14 protein-coding genes and 1 tRNA gene are annotated in these 13,130 nt (G+C 58.1%); 5 read left to right on the forward strand and 10 right to left on the reverse strand.

Annotation, left to right across the window (positions count from 1 at the left end; all coding sequences use genetic code 11):
- Positions 1-92 precede the first annotated feature (92 nt).
- From BMX68_RS04155 to BMX68_RS04170, 4 genes are all read left to right on the forward strand, one after another.
- On the forward strand, positions 93-311 hold the full coding sequence (locus BMX68_RS04155) for a cysteine-rich CWC family protein (protein ID WP_017130986.1): 219 nt from the start codon (positions 93-95) through the stop codon (positions 309-311).
- A 38-nt stretch (positions 312-349) separates the two neighbouring features.
- Positions 350-1,042, forward strand: a complete 693-nt coding sequence (locus tag BMX68_RS04160; RefSeq protein ID WP_017130987.1) for a pseudouridine synthase — start codon at positions 350-352, stop codon at positions 1,040-1,042.
- A 147-nt stretch (positions 1,043-1,189) separates the two neighbouring features.
- Positions 1,190-2,077, forward strand: coding sequence for an alpha/beta fold hydrolase (locus BMX68_RS04165; protein ID WP_017130988.1), 888 nt, complete (start codon positions 1,190-1,192; stop codon positions 2,075-2,077).
- Positions 2,078-2,338: 261 nt separating this feature from the next.
- Positions 2,339-2,412 (forward strand) — tRNA-Gly (locus BMX68_RS04170).
- 404 nt (positions 2,413-2,816) lie between these two features.
- Here the strand turns inward: BMX68_RS04170 and BMX68_RS04175 are convergent.
- The 8 genes from BMX68_RS04175 to BMX68_RS04210 form a co-directional block, all read right to left on the reverse strand.
- Positions 2,817-3,578, reverse strand: a complete 762-nt coding sequence (locus BMX68_RS04175; protein WP_017130989.1) for a 1,6-dihydroxycyclohexa-2,4-diene-1-carboxylate dehydrogenase — start codon at positions 3,576-3,578, stop codon at positions 2,817-2,819.
- 10 nt (positions 3,579-3,588) lie between these two features.
- Complete coding sequence (gene benC, locus BMX68_RS04180) at positions 3,589-4,611, reverse strand: benzoate 1,2-dioxygenase electron transfer component BenC (RefSeq protein ID WP_017130990.1); 1,023 nt, start codon at positions 4,609-4,611, stop codon at positions 3,589-3,591.
- Positions 4,612-4,621: 10 nt separating this feature from the next.
- Positions 4,622-5,110, reverse strand: coding sequence for a benzoate 1,2-dioxygenase small subunit (benB, locus tag BMX68_RS04185; protein ID WP_017130991.1), 489 nt, complete (start codon positions 5,108-5,110; stop codon positions 4,622-4,624).
- Positions 5,107-6,483 (reverse strand): Rieske 2Fe-2S domain-containing protein, encoded by a 1,377-nt coding sequence (locus BMX68_RS04190; RefSeq protein WP_017130992.1) that lies wholly within the window; start codon positions 6,481-6,483, stop codon positions 5,107-5,109. Before BMX68_RS04190 ends, benB begins: the two co-directional genes overlap by 4 nt.
- Positions 6,484-6,569: 86 nt before the next feature.
- A complete protein-coding gene (locus BMX68_RS04195; protein WP_017130993.1) occupies positions 6,570-7,538 on the reverse strand; it encodes an AraC family transcriptional regulator in 969 nt (322 codons plus the stop codon).
- 91 nt (positions 7,539-7,629) lie between these two features.
- The gene (gene catA, locus BMX68_RS04200) at positions 7,630-8,535 is read right to left on the reverse strand and encodes a catechol 1,2-dioxygenase (RefSeq protein WP_017130994.1); all 906 of its coding nucleotides are present in this window, start codon (positions 8,533-8,535) and stop codon (positions 7,630-7,632) included.
- Positions 8,536-8,595: 60 nt separating this feature from the next.
- Positions 8,596-8,886 (reverse strand): muconolactone Delta-isomerase, encoded by a 291-nt coding sequence (gene catC, locus BMX68_RS04205; RefSeq protein WP_017130995.1) that lies wholly within the window; start codon positions 8,884-8,886, stop codon positions 8,596-8,598.
- A gap of 29 nt (positions 8,887-8,915) precedes the next feature.
- A complete protein-coding gene (locus BMX68_RS04210; RefSeq protein WP_017130996.1) occupies positions 8,916-10,034 on the reverse strand; it encodes a muconate cycloisomerase family protein in 1,119 nt (372 codons plus the stop codon).
- A gap of 103 nt (positions 10,035-10,137) precedes the next feature.
- On the opposite strand from BMX68_RS04210, the gene BMX68_RS04215 reads away from it, so the two are divergent.
- Entirely contained in the window at positions 10,138-11,004 is an 867-nt protein-coding gene (locus BMX68_RS04215) for a LysR family transcriptional regulator (RefSeq protein WP_017130997.1), read from the forward strand.
- A 97-nt stretch (positions 11,005-11,101) separates the two neighbouring features.
- Here the strand turns inward: BMX68_RS04215 and BMX68_RS04220 are convergent, their stop codons facing one another.
- Positions 11,102-12,379, reverse strand: coding sequence for a GGDEF domain-containing protein (locus BMX68_RS04220; RefSeq protein WP_017130998.1), 1,278 nt, complete (start codon positions 12,377-12,379; stop codon positions 11,102-11,104).
- Positions 12,380-12,460: 81 nt separating this feature from the next.
- A complete protein-coding gene (locus BMX68_RS04225; RefSeq protein ID WP_017130999.1) occupies positions 12,461-13,099 on the reverse strand; it encodes a LysE family translocator in 639 nt (212 codons plus the stop codon).
- Between the last annotated feature and the right edge of the window lie 31 nt (positions 13,100-13,130).

Here is a 13,130-nt window from a genome sequence, read left to right on the forward strand (position 1 = left end):
GAAGAACCAGCTGGCCCGCGCCGGCCACGCGCGGTACAGTGCCAAGAGAAGCAGGCGCTACCACGTCCGCAGCAAACTGCCGAAATCCGCCGATGAATGACCCTAGCCTCTGCCCAGCCTGCAAAGCCCGCAACGACTGCACTCTGGCCGACCCGCGCACTGTCGGCCAGCCCTGCTGGTGCTACAGCGTCAACATCGACCGGGCGGTCCTCGAAGCCTTGCCAGCGCAATTGCGCAACGCCGCCTGCCTGTGTCCGCGTTGCGCCCAGGTGGACGAGCAACTGAAGCAGGCCCCGTCCTCGGCGTCATGAGGTAAAATTCCCGCCCGCTTCCCCATGACCCTCCCGCCATGCGCCTAGACCGTTTTCTCAGCAACTTGCCCTGCTTCAATCGTCGGCAGGCACGCCTGTTGCTGGTGGAAAAACGGGTCAGGGTCGACGGGCTGATCATCGCCGATCCGCATCATCAAGTGCGCGAGTTCAGTCGGGTCGAAATCGACGACGACGTACTGCAGGCAGGCCGCCCGCCGCGCTACTTCATGCTGCACAAACCCCAGGGCTGCGTCAGTGCCACCCACGACCCGCGGCACCGTACCGTCCTCGACCTGCTCCGGGAACCGGACGTCCATGACCTGCATATCGCCGGGCGCCTTGACTTCAACAGCACGGGTCTAATGCTGCTGACCAACGACGGACAGTGGTCGCGTCGCCTCACGCAACCGCAGGCCAAGCTGCCCAAGGTCTACCATGTGGAGACCGAGCAAGTGATCGGTCCTGAATACGCCGCGACCTTTGCCCAGGGCCTGTATTTCGCCTTCGAAGACCTCATCACCCAACCGGCCCAGCTTGAGTGCCTTGGATCCCATCGCGCCCGACTGAGCATCGTCGAAGGCCGCTATCACCAGGTCAAACGCATGTTCGGCCACTTCGACAACAAGGTCCTGCGCCTGCATCGCGAACGCATGGGTCCGCTGGTGCTCGACGACAGCCTCGCTCCCGGCCAATACCGTCCCTTGACGGACGAAGAGATCCGCCAAATCTGAGCGGCCCGCCATAGGGCAGAATGGCACGACGTCGGCCAGCGCTTTAGCGGTCCGGCATGAGTTGCAAACTCCAGGTGAATGCTTACCTGTCACATAGCTCCTGCATTGTCGGTTGCGCGCATACCCGCTCGCCAGGAGTCTTTCGACATGAGGCAAGAAACCGCCGTATTGGATATACAAGGTCAATATCGGGTTTACACGGAGTTCTATCGCGCAGATGCTGCGGAAAAGACCATCATCCTGGTCAACGGCTCGATGGCCACCACCGCGTCATTTGCACAGACCGTCAAGAACCTGCACCCGCAGTACAATGTCGTGTGCTACGACCAGCCCTATGCGGGCAAGTCCAAGGCCCACAACCGCCACGAGAAAATGCTGACCAGGGACATTGAAAGCCAGATCCTGCTGGAACTCGTCGACCACTTCAGCGCCGAACATGTGATGTCGTTTTCCTGGGGGGGCACTGCAGTGCTGACCGCCCTGACTCATCGCCCACGACGCGTGGAAAAGGCAGTGATCAGCTCGTTCTCGCCGGTAATCAACGAATCCATGCGTGACTACCTGGAGCGCGGCGTCGACTACCTCCGAGCCTGCGATCGCCATCGGGTCGGCCATCTGGTCAACAGCACCATTGGCAAGCACCTGCCATCGCTGTTCAAGCGCTTCAACTACCGGCATGTCAGCAGCCTGGCCGAGCACGAGTACGACCAGATGCACTTCCATCTCCACCAAGTGCTCACCAGCGACCGCCGATGCTACTTGAGGGGCGTGGACAAAATCGATATACCGGTGCTGTTCATGAATGGTGAATGGGACGAATACACGGCGCCCGAGGATGCCCGTCAATTCGACCGGCATGTGCGCCATAGCCAGTTCAGCATCATTCGCAGTGCCGGGCATTTTCTCGACATGGAACACAAATCTGCCTGCCTGGACAGTCGCCGTGCCTTGCTTGACTTCCTGAAACCCACTCATCAGGAAAGCCGGGCGCGGTACTACCGACAGGTTCACGAGCACCGGGCACAAGCCATGTGATCCCCGTCATCGCGAGCGACGGCGCTTCGGGCTACATCTGGCCGACGCTCGCCTGCCTGCGTTGGCACCTGACGAAAATCCGGCTCGCGAACTGCGCTAAAACACAGATTCGCAAAGAAAAACTTCAAATCCACGGCAACATCTGGTACAAAACCTGCCATCGAAGCGAATGTCATCTCATGACATGATCGTTGGCTTGCCAAGCTGATAACGAACGGTCTTATTGGACAGCTCGTTTGCCGCACGGTGAACACGCAAAATGCGGGTATAGTTTAGTGGCAAAACGAAAGCTTCCCAAGCTTTAGTTGAGGGTTCGATTCCCTCTACCCGCTCCATCTCTTCATCCCCGCATTACCCCCGCAGGCTTCCTAAAGCGTCAGAAATCCCGAAAGCACCGACTGCAAGCCATATCCGGTCATCTTGCAGATCAGCTTGCAATGCGAAATGTCCTAACCACTGAATCCCTTCATCAACGGGATCGACCGGGCAGTCGCAAGCTTATGCAGATTACGACAAGCGCCGCAGTGTCACCCAGCAGCGACCGGGATAGATGAAGTCTAAAGTCCATGGGTCTGACATATCAGCGTCGAATCCGGTAACGAGCCCGCAAGAGGGAGATGGCCACGTCATGGCCTTACTGAAACAGGCGCCGTTGCCAATCGAATGTACCTCAATGGTGCGCATGGCATTGCCCCGGTTATTTTTGTTGTATGTGAGGTCTCTGGGAAAAACCGGTCAATCAACCCAGGTCGCCACCGCCCACGGGCAAGGTCACGCCGGTGATGTATGAGGCTTCGTCGGAGGCCAGAAAAAGAATCGCGCCCGCTTGCTCGTCGATCGTCCCATAGCGCTTCATCAAACTGCTTTCGATCGTCTGATCGACGATTTGCTGATACCAAACCCGCTCCTGCTCGCTTTGCGGCTGGTTGTTACGTGGAATGCGGCGCGGCGGCGCCTCGGTGCCACCTGGCGCGGTAGCGTTGACACGCACCCCACTGCCAGCGGTCTCCAGCGCCAGGCAAGCGGTCAGCGCATTGACGCCACCTTTGGCCGCGCCGTAAGGCACGCGATTGAGGCTTCGCGTGGCAATAGAGGAAACGTTGACGATGGCGCCACTGCCTTGTTTGAGCATGTAAGGCAATACGCTGTGGCAGCACCACAACGTCGGAAACAACGAGCGGCGGATTTCCGCCTCGATCTCATCTGGCGCGTAATGCTCGAAGGGTTTGGCCCAGATCGTCCCGCCAACGTTGTTGATCAGGATATCGATCCGCCCGAATCCCTTGCTTGCCGCAGCCATGACGCGTGCGCACTCGGCGTGCTGCTCCAGGTCAGCCGTCAACGTCAGCACACGCTCACGCTGCAGTTCGTGAATCAGCTCGGAGCGGTCGACGGCGACCAGCAAGGCGCCCTCCTCCAGCAAACGTTCGGCAACACGCCGCCCGATGCCTTGGGCGGCGCCCGTCACCAATGCGACTTTTTCGTGGAAACGTGGGTTCATTTCACTGTCCTCAGGCGGCGTCGCCAGTCACCATTGCATTGGGCGTGAACTTCTCGTAATAGAAGCTGGCCGGAACGACACCCTGATCCTTGAAGTACTGCCGCACGGCATCCACCATCGGTGGCGGCCCACACAGATACACATCGACATCGCCATCGTTGAACACCTGCGCGGCCATGTGCTGGGTGACATAGCCTTGGCGCGGATGGAGGGTCTGGGGATCGGCGACACAGGTCACGAAGCTGAAGTTGGGCAGGCGCGTGGCGAAGGCTTCCAAGGCATCGACCAGCACCAGATCCTGATCGCGGGTCACGCCATAGATCAGCGACACCTTCTGCGTTCCAGCGCGCTCACCGAGCACTTCGAGCATCGACAGGAAGGGCGCAAGTCCAGTGCCACCGGCCAGGAACAACAGCGGTCGGGTCACTTCGCGCAGATAGAAACTGCCAAACGGACCGGTCATGACCACCTGATCGGCCGGCTGCGCTCGTTCCAGCCATCCGCTCATCAGTCCACCCGGCACATGTTTGATCAAAAAGCTCGCGTGCTTTTCGCCGGGGCGGCTGCTGAATGAATAGGAGCGTGTCTGTTCACTGCCCGGCACCTCGATATTGACGTACTGGCCGGGCAGGAAGACTGGCGCTTGATCCAGTTCGAAGCGGATCTGCAGCGCAGCGTCCGCGTGCCGGGTAATGTCGGCGACGGTGGCGGCGAACCGACCGGTGCCGGTCTTACAGGCACTGGAGGGCAAGGGGACGGTAATGATGCAGTCCGATTGCGGCACCATCTGGCAGGTAAGAACGAGCCTCTCCTGGGCCTCGTCCTCACTCAGCGCGTCTTCGATGTATTCATCGCCCAGGTCATAGGTGCCTTTCTCGCAACGGCATTTGCAAGTGCCACAGACGCCGTCGGCGCAGTCCATAGGCAGGTTGATACCTTGGCGAAAAGAGGCGTCCAGCACCTTCTCGCCCTCATCGCAATCGATGAAACGTGTCACGCCATCTTCAAAATTGAGGGCTATGGAGTATGTCATGGCGCTGTCCTCAGATGTGATAGATGTCGATGACCTGATGGATATAATCGTTTTTCAGCACCACTTTCTTACGCGTGATCAGTGGCTGTTGCGCGCTGATATCGAGGCGATAGAAGGACGTGCCAAAGTACGTGTCCGTGGTCTTGTATCGATGGCTGAGGGTTTGCCAGTTGAAACGTAGCTCCACCTGTCCGGCGTTTTCGGCCAGTACTTCAACGTTGGCAATGAAATGTGCGGTGCGCGGCTCAGGCATGCTGGCACTGGAGCGCTCGGTCTTGATACGAAATATACGGTCTTCCAGACCGTCGCGGTTGGGGTAGTAAATCAGCGAGATCTCGCTCTGCGGATCTTCCGTCAGCGTGTCGTGGTCGTCCCACGCGGGCATCCAAAACTCGGCCTTTGGCGAGTAACACTCCAGCCACTCGTCCCACTGACGATCATCTAGCAGCCGCGCTTCGCGGTAGAGAAAAGCAAGCAGGTTTTCGCGGGAAATGCTCACGAGCGTGCCTCCTTGTCAGTGGCGATCAGACTGTGTTGCTCAAGCTCGATCGCTCGTTGCAAGCTGGCCGCCCAGTGAGCGTGTTGACGCACGAACAAGCCTTCGTCCTCGGTCTTTACCCCGCTGAGCTGCGGATTCATGCCCATGGCGCGCGCATTGTCATCGGCACCGTCAACCCATTGCTTGGCGCCCCGACTCAGGTCATTCCATAGGTTCGTCGCACCTTGATAACCGGTCTGGCAGGCACGGAATTCCTCCAGATCATCGGGGGTACCCATGCCACTGACATTGAAAAAGTCCTCGTACTGACGAATACGCGTGGTGCGCTCCTGGGCGCTTTCGCCCTTGGGCGCCATGCAATAGATCGTCACCTCGGTTTTGTCGACCGCAATGGGTCGCACCACACGGATCTGCGTCGAGAACTGATCCATGAGGTAAACGTTGGGGTACAGGCAGAGGTTGCGGGTCTGGTCGACGATGAAGTCGGCGCGCGCCTGCCCCAGGCGTTCAGCTAACTGTGCACGATGTGCATGCACCGGTCGCACTTCAGGATTGAGCAGCCGAGTCCAGAGCAGGATGTGACCATGCTTGAACGCATACACCCCGCCCTGGCTCTTCGACCAGCCATTGGCGTCGACAGCGCGCGTGCCCTCGGACTGGTAATTGCGACGGCCCGTGGTCGCCGAATAATTCCAGTGCACGGAGCTGACGTGATAACCGTCGGCGCCGTTTTCGATCTGCAATTTCCAGTTGCCATCGTAGAGGTAAGACGAGCTGCCCCGCAGGACTTCGAACCCTTCAGGCGCTTGATCAACCATCTGGTCAATGATGACGCGGGTTTCTCCCAGATAATCATCGAGCTCGGGGACCGCTTCACTGAGACTGCCAAACAGAAAACCACGATAATTTTCAAAACGGCCCAGACGTTTAAGATCATGAGAACCGTCGCAATCGAAACTGTCCGGGTAGGCGCCGGTCTTGGCGTCTTTGACTTTGAGCAACTTACCGGCGTTGCTGAATGTCCAGCCATGAAACGGGCAGGTAAAGGAGCCTTTATTGCCCTGCTTACGGCGGCACAGCATGGCGCCACGGTGGGCGCAGGAATTGACCATTCCGTGCAAGACACCTTGTTTGTCACGGGTAATGACGACAGGCTGACGGCCAATGTAGGTGGTGAAGTAGTCGTTGATTTCCGGCACTTGGCTTTCATGTGCCAGGTAAATCCAACCACTTTCAAAGATGTGCTTCATTTCCAACGCGAACAAATCGGCGTCCGTGAAGATATCGCGGCGGCAGCGAAAGACGCCGGTGGCGGGATCTTCCTGAACGGACTCACTGAGCTGACGGGCAAGCCGGTCGAGTGTACTGGTCATGGGGATAGGCCCTCGGTTGTTCTTGTATCAGGCCTGTTTACCCTAGCTCCTTATTCCCACCACCAGTATCCGTCTGCTGCAAATAACTATCCGCCAGGCGCAAACCGCTCGCGCTGACGACGCCGGGTTTGCGACGGCAATTCGCCGAAGCGCTTGCGATAGGCCTCGGAGAATCGCCCTAAATGGACAAAACCGTGATCGAGGGCCACTTCGGTCACGCTACGCGCAGTCGCTGCTTGGAGTTGCGCATGCACACTTTCCAGCTTGCGTTGGCGCATATAATCACGGGGAGAAAGACCGACATGACGCTCGAACAACAGATAAAGCGAGCGCTCGCTGACCCAGGAGATCGCCATGAGCTGTTCAAGGCTGATGTCTTCAGTCAAGTGCTCCTCGATGAATTGCCGTATCGGCTCGAAACCACCGCTCTCCTCCTGCTTGGGGATGACTCTCAACACATTGCTGGCCAACAAGGCCAGCAGCTTTTTAGCAAGGATTCGCTCGTACAGCGCCTCGACTTGCGGATCCGCGGAGTTCTCGGCCTCGTGGCAGATCAAGCCCAGCAACTGCAAAAAACCGCTCAGGGCATTGAGTTCATGGCGCTCGGCAACAAAGCGAATGCCCTGTTGTGGAAGCGTCCAATGCTGCTCCAGACAGGTGTTCTCCAGCAGCCTGACAGGTAACTTGACGATGAATTTCTCGCAGTCGGCGGAATACGTCAGGTCCACCGGGTCATCCGGATTAATGAGCAGAACCTCGCCAGCGCGCAAAATCTGTTCCTGACCTCGGGAGTCAGATCGACAATGCCCGCGCAACAGAATCTGCAGATGGTAGATCGTTTCCAATGCCGTGGACGTCACCTGCACTGGCGCGCCATAACTGATACGACACAAATCCAGGCTCGAAAAGGTTCGGTGACTGATACTCGCTCGCGGACGGCCCTTAGGCAGCAGGCGGATGCAGTGGCTACCCACATGCTGATTCACGTAATCCGACACGACATAGGCATCGGCACGGTGAAAAATCTGACTGCGCGCACTCAATAACGGAGTCATGTTGCGCCTCTCTTTCTATCAAGGTCAGATGAAACCACAAGGCCCCAACAACTAGCGCTGCGGGGGCCATGGCATCAACCAAGACGTTGGTTCACACCTCCAGGGCTCTCACACGCTCTAGGCGACTCTCGTCTTCGGCAGCGGTAGCAGGCTGAAGCACGAAATCGAATTCGATATCGGCCCGCCGGCCATTGCTATCATCGCTGAAATGAATCTGTGCGATCAGCTCATCACGTGTCGCATACGCAAAATCATCATGCAGGTACTGGTCACCCGCCAGGTTGATCTGGGTGGTCAAGTGGCGATGTCCAGGTGCCGAGATGAAAAAATGCACGTGGGCAGGACGCTGGCCGTGACGGCCCAATTGATCGAGCAGTTGCTGGGTGGGGCCATCCGAAGGGCAGCCGTAACCCGACGGCACGATACTCTGAAGGCGATAACGACCTTGAGCATCGGTGAGTATGCGACGGCGCAGATTGAACTCGGACTGCGATGGATCGAAATACGAGTAACTACCACCGCTATTGGCATGCCACACATCCACCACGGCGTTCGCCAAAGGCGCACCAGCGGTATCGCGCACCTGGCCGGTCATGAACATCACGGTGCCTGGGTCCTGACCATCGTCGAGGCGAGCAAAGTGTTCTGAAATAGGCGCGCCCGCGACATAAAGCGGGCCTTCGATGGTGCGGGGCGTGCCGCCCACATGGCCGGCCTGTTCGTCTTCGGCGTCCATCAACATGTCCAGATAGTGCTCAAGCCCCAGGCCCGCGACGAGCAAACCGGCTTCCTGGCGACGGCCCAGATCATTAAGGTAGTTGACGGCCTTCCAGAACTCTTCAGGCGTAATCTGCAAGTCCTCGATGATTTTGATCGAATCATTCAGGACACGATGAACGACGGTCTTCAGTCGCTGGCTGCCGGCTGGCTGGTCGAAGCCGGAGGCTTTTTCGAGAAATTGCTGCACTTCAGCGGTTTGGGAAATACGAACGGTCATGGCTTTTGCCCTCATCAATTTATTTGTTCTTGTTGATGTCAGTGCTACGAATCCGCTAACTCAGCGATCGTCGTTATGGATTGAGGATGGATGTCGACACATCGGTGTCACTTCGATTTCCATGTAGGGGTACAACGGTAGTTGCATCAACGTGTCATGCAGTGCCTGGTTGTCCGCCACATCAAAGACACTGACATTTGCATAGAGCCCGGCAAGGCGCCAGAGATGGCGCCAGGTGCCTTCTCGTTGCAGGCGCTGGGCGAGTTCCTTTTCGTCGGCCTTAAGCTGGGCGGCTTGCTCAGCCGGCATATCGGTCGGAAGTTTGACGGTCATGCGCACATGGAAAAGCATGTCGTGAGTATCCTTTGGAGGTTAGTCAATCAGCCGCGAGAGAAGTGCGAAAGGCGTTCGGCATCAAGCTCGATGCCTAGCCCCGGGCCGCGCGGGATCATCAGTTGGAAATCCCGATAAACAGGAGGGGCGAGCAAAATGTCTTCGGTCAATAGTAGCGGACCGAAAAGCTCGGTATGCCACTCCAGCTTGTCGAGCGTGGCAAATGCGTGAGCCGAGGCCAAAGTGCCGATGCTACCTTCAAGCATCGTGCCGCCGTAGAGGCCGATGCCCGCCGCTTGCGCAATGGCGGCGGTACGTAACACCGCCATAGGCCCACCTGTTTTGGCGATTTTCAGTGCAAAAATCGACGCCGCGCCCATCTGCGCCAACGCAAAGCTGTCTTGAACCGATTCGATAGCTTCATCAGCCATCAGCGGGATGGGACTATGGGCGCTCAGCCGAACCATGCCCGCACGATCATATCGAGACAACGGCTGCTCTATAAGCTCAACGCCGGCATCCGCCAGCAGTCGACAGGCCCGAACGGCGACCGCTTCACTCCATGCCTGGTTGATATCCACACGAACGCTGGCTCGGTCGCCCAATGCCCGTTTGATGGCGGCGACATGGGCGATATCTCGCGCCGGTTCTCCAGCACCTATTTTCAGTTTGAAGTGACGGTGGCGGCGCACTTCGAGCATGCGCTCAGCCTCTTCGATATCTTTGACCGTATCGCCACTGGCCAACGTCCAGGCGACTTCGACACCGTCTCGTACCCGCCCACCCAACAACTCCGCGACAGGCAGGCCAAGACGCTTACCCTGAGCATCGAGCAGCGCCGTCTCTACCGCCGAGCGGGCAAAGGTATTGCCACGAATAGCGTGATCGACCCTTTGCATCGCCGCGTTGAGGTTAGTGGCGTCTTGCCCGATCAGCAGCGGTGCAAACCAGGTCTCAAGGTTCACTTTAATGCTTTCCGGGCTTTCGCCAGCGTAGGCCAGACCGCCGATGGTGGTGGCTTCGCCAATGCCGACAATGCCATCGCTGGCCTGAATTTGCAGGATCACCAAAGTCTGACCACGCATCGTGTGCATCGCTAGCTTATGCGCACGGATGGTAGGCAAATCGACGATCTGAATGGTGAAGCGTTCGATGATGGCAGTCATGGGGATCCCGTCTGCATTGTGTTTGTTCTTGAAACAGAGATTGACTCTGGCAAAGCTGACCGTCCAATATTGAATAGGTCTCGCTTAATACCTCGGAGGTATCGTGGAATTTCGTCATTTGCGCTACTTTCGGATGCTCGCCCAGACCCTAAACTTCACACGCGCGGCGCAACGATTGAATATTGCCCAGCCCCCGCTAAGTCGCCAGATTCAGCAACTGGAAGATGAGTTGGGGGTGGCACTGCTTGAGCGCTCCAGACCTTTGCGGTTGACTGAGGCCGGTCGTTTTTTTCATGAACACTGCGGTCAGCTACTTGAGCAATTAGCGCGGATTACCGACGACACTCGACGTATCGCCACCGGTCAGAAGCGCTGGCTCGGAATCGGTTTTGCACCGTCCACGTTGTACGGAGCGTTACCCGGCTTGATTCGCCAGTTGCGCAGCTTGGGCGATGTGGAATTGGGACTGTCGGAGCTCATCACTTTGCAGCAGCTCGAAGCACTGAAGAGTGGTCGCATAGACATCGGTTTCGGCCGAATGCTGTTCGATGATCCGGCCATCACCCAGGAAGTCTTACGGCAGGACCCTTTGGTCGCGGCGCTACCGGCGGCTCATCCACTGCTGAGCGGCCCCGCGACGCTTGAACAACTGGCGGCGGAGCCATTCGTTCTTTACCCAGGAACCCCACGCCCCAGCTATGCCGACCATGTACTGGGAATATTCGCGGCCCAAGGCCTGCGAATCCGCGTCGTCCAAACGGTCAACGAGCTGCAAACCGCGATAGGCCTGGTAGCCGCCGGCATTGGTATTACGCTGGTACCCGCCTCGGTGCAAAGACTGCACCGCGATGATATCGGCTATACGCCGTTGCTGGACAGCAGCGCTACCTCGCCGATAGTAGTGAGTTACCGTGCAGGAGATGTTTCGCCTCTACTCAGGCAGTGCCTTGGTTTTTTGGACAAAAAGTAAATCTGATCTTGTAAAGCGCCAGGGCCAATAGCGCTTGCACCAACGGATCCTTCCTGCTGGCTATAAGTCACCTTTTCAGAACCTCTCCCCTGGCGCCTCAATGAGTCAAGGCATCGCCGCGCTTGACCCCATACATCGCTTCATCGGCATGCTTGAACAACTGCTGCGCCTCTTCACCGTTCTGCGGGTACAGGGCAATCCCGATACTCGGCGTGACCCTCAGTTCACAGTCTTGCCAGATCATCGGCTCGTTGAGCTGTCGACGGATCTTGTCGGCGACCTCGGCAGCAGATTCGCGCAAATGCAGTTGCTCCAGCAGAACGATGAATTCATCCCCACCGATACGGGCCACAGTGTCGGTTTCGCCCACACATTGCTGCAGACGCCGGGCCACTTCCTGCAAGAGCAGATCGCCAACCCCATGGCCAAAGTTGTCGTTGACCTGCTTGAACTTGTCCAGATCGACATACAGCAGCGCCAACTGCCCGCGCTCGCACCGCGCCCTGGCCAGCGCCGCTTTCAAGCGCTCATGCAGAAACGCCCGGTTAGGCAGATGGGTCAACTGGTCATAACGCGCCATGTATTGCAGGCGCGCGTGCAGTTGTTTGCGCTCGATGGCTGCCGCCACCTGCGCTGAGACGAACTGCAACAGATCCTGATCGTGTTCGGTGTAGCGCTGGCCATCCGAGCTCCTTGCCAGCAACGCGCCAATGATGCCGTTCTGCGAGGTCAATGGCACGCCAAGACAGGGAGCATCCTCCTCGTTGAGCAACAACGACAGGCCGCCACGCACGATCCGAGAGCAATGGCTATCGACATGACACAGCACCCGGCGGTCGTCGATGTGATAGGGGAAACTCAACTGGTCCCGCGACGCGTCATACAGCGCAACACAGAAATTCTGCGCCGGCAACCACTCGCCGATAATCCGGTGTACCCGCTGGAACAAGGTCAGCAGATCCTCGGTGGCGTGGGCGGCTTCGGAAATTGCGTAGAGCGCCACCTGTTTCGCCTCGGCAAGCTTGCGCTCGGTAACGTCTCGAGCCACGGCAATACGCAGTTGATCGGCTTCGGACCAACGCGCCGACCACATGATATGGACCACCCGGCCATCCTTGCGTACATAGCGGTTCTCGAAATGCGGCTTGGGCTCGCCGGCCATGATTTCTCCGGCGGCCTTAAGGGTTCGCTCGCGATCGGCGGGCAGCACCAGCTCGATCATCGAGGTGCCGATCAATTCGGCCGGGGTATAACCGAAGATGCGCTCGCAGGCGGCGCTGACAAAAACGAAACGCCCTTCGATATCAACGGCACACACCACATCGAGCAACAGATCGATATAGCTGGCCAGCGGTGTGACAGTCTTGGTTTCCATCAGAAAGAGATCGCCAGAAAAATTAAGCGTCAGTATCGATCCATGGAAAACCGCGGCTCCCTGCCCCCTCTTGCCGGTGACTCACGCCTTGTTGGGCAGCAACCCCGGTAGCGCGTGAGCCAGAGCATTTATGGCAAAGCCGATGAACATCACACCACACAAACGGGTTATCAGCACTTCGTGCCGTTGATACAGCACCCGAACCCGCTGGGCACCGACAACACCGATGAGAATAGCGTATGCCAGTACGCCGCCAAGGAAACTGAGAAAAATCAACCCCGGCAGCATCGACCAGCTCAACAGCTCGGCACGGCTGGAGAGCAAGGCGGTAAAAGTGGCGACCGCCACCGGATAGGCCTTGGGGTTGGTCAGGCCGAACAGGATGCCGTGCCAAAACGGTTGCCGGGCCGTGCCCTGGGCTGTTTCACCGTTGGTGCGCCGGCTGCGAAGCGCTCGCCAGCCCAGCCAGAAAAGATAAAGGCCACTGATAACACCCAGTGCATCGAAAGTGGTGCTGCCGATCTCTCGGGCGCCGACAATCGCAATCAACGCCGTGCTGCACCAGATCACATCCCCCAGCAAATGACCGCAGAGAAACCCGGCCCCGGCCCGCCGGCCGTGCGCCGCACCGATGCCGAACACCGCCAGCACGCCGGGACCGGGGGTGATGCCGTAGATAAAGCCCGAGGCAAGCACGGCCATAAGCAACGATGGAGTCATGGACGAATTCCTGAACAGGGAACGAATGGCC

Origin of the sequence: Pseudomonas agarici (assembly GCF_900109755.1) — a bacterium.
GTDB classification, from domain to species: domain Bacteria; phylum Pseudomonadota; class Gammaproteobacteria; order Pseudomonadales; family Pseudomonadaceae; genus Aquipseudomonas; species Aquipseudomonas agarici.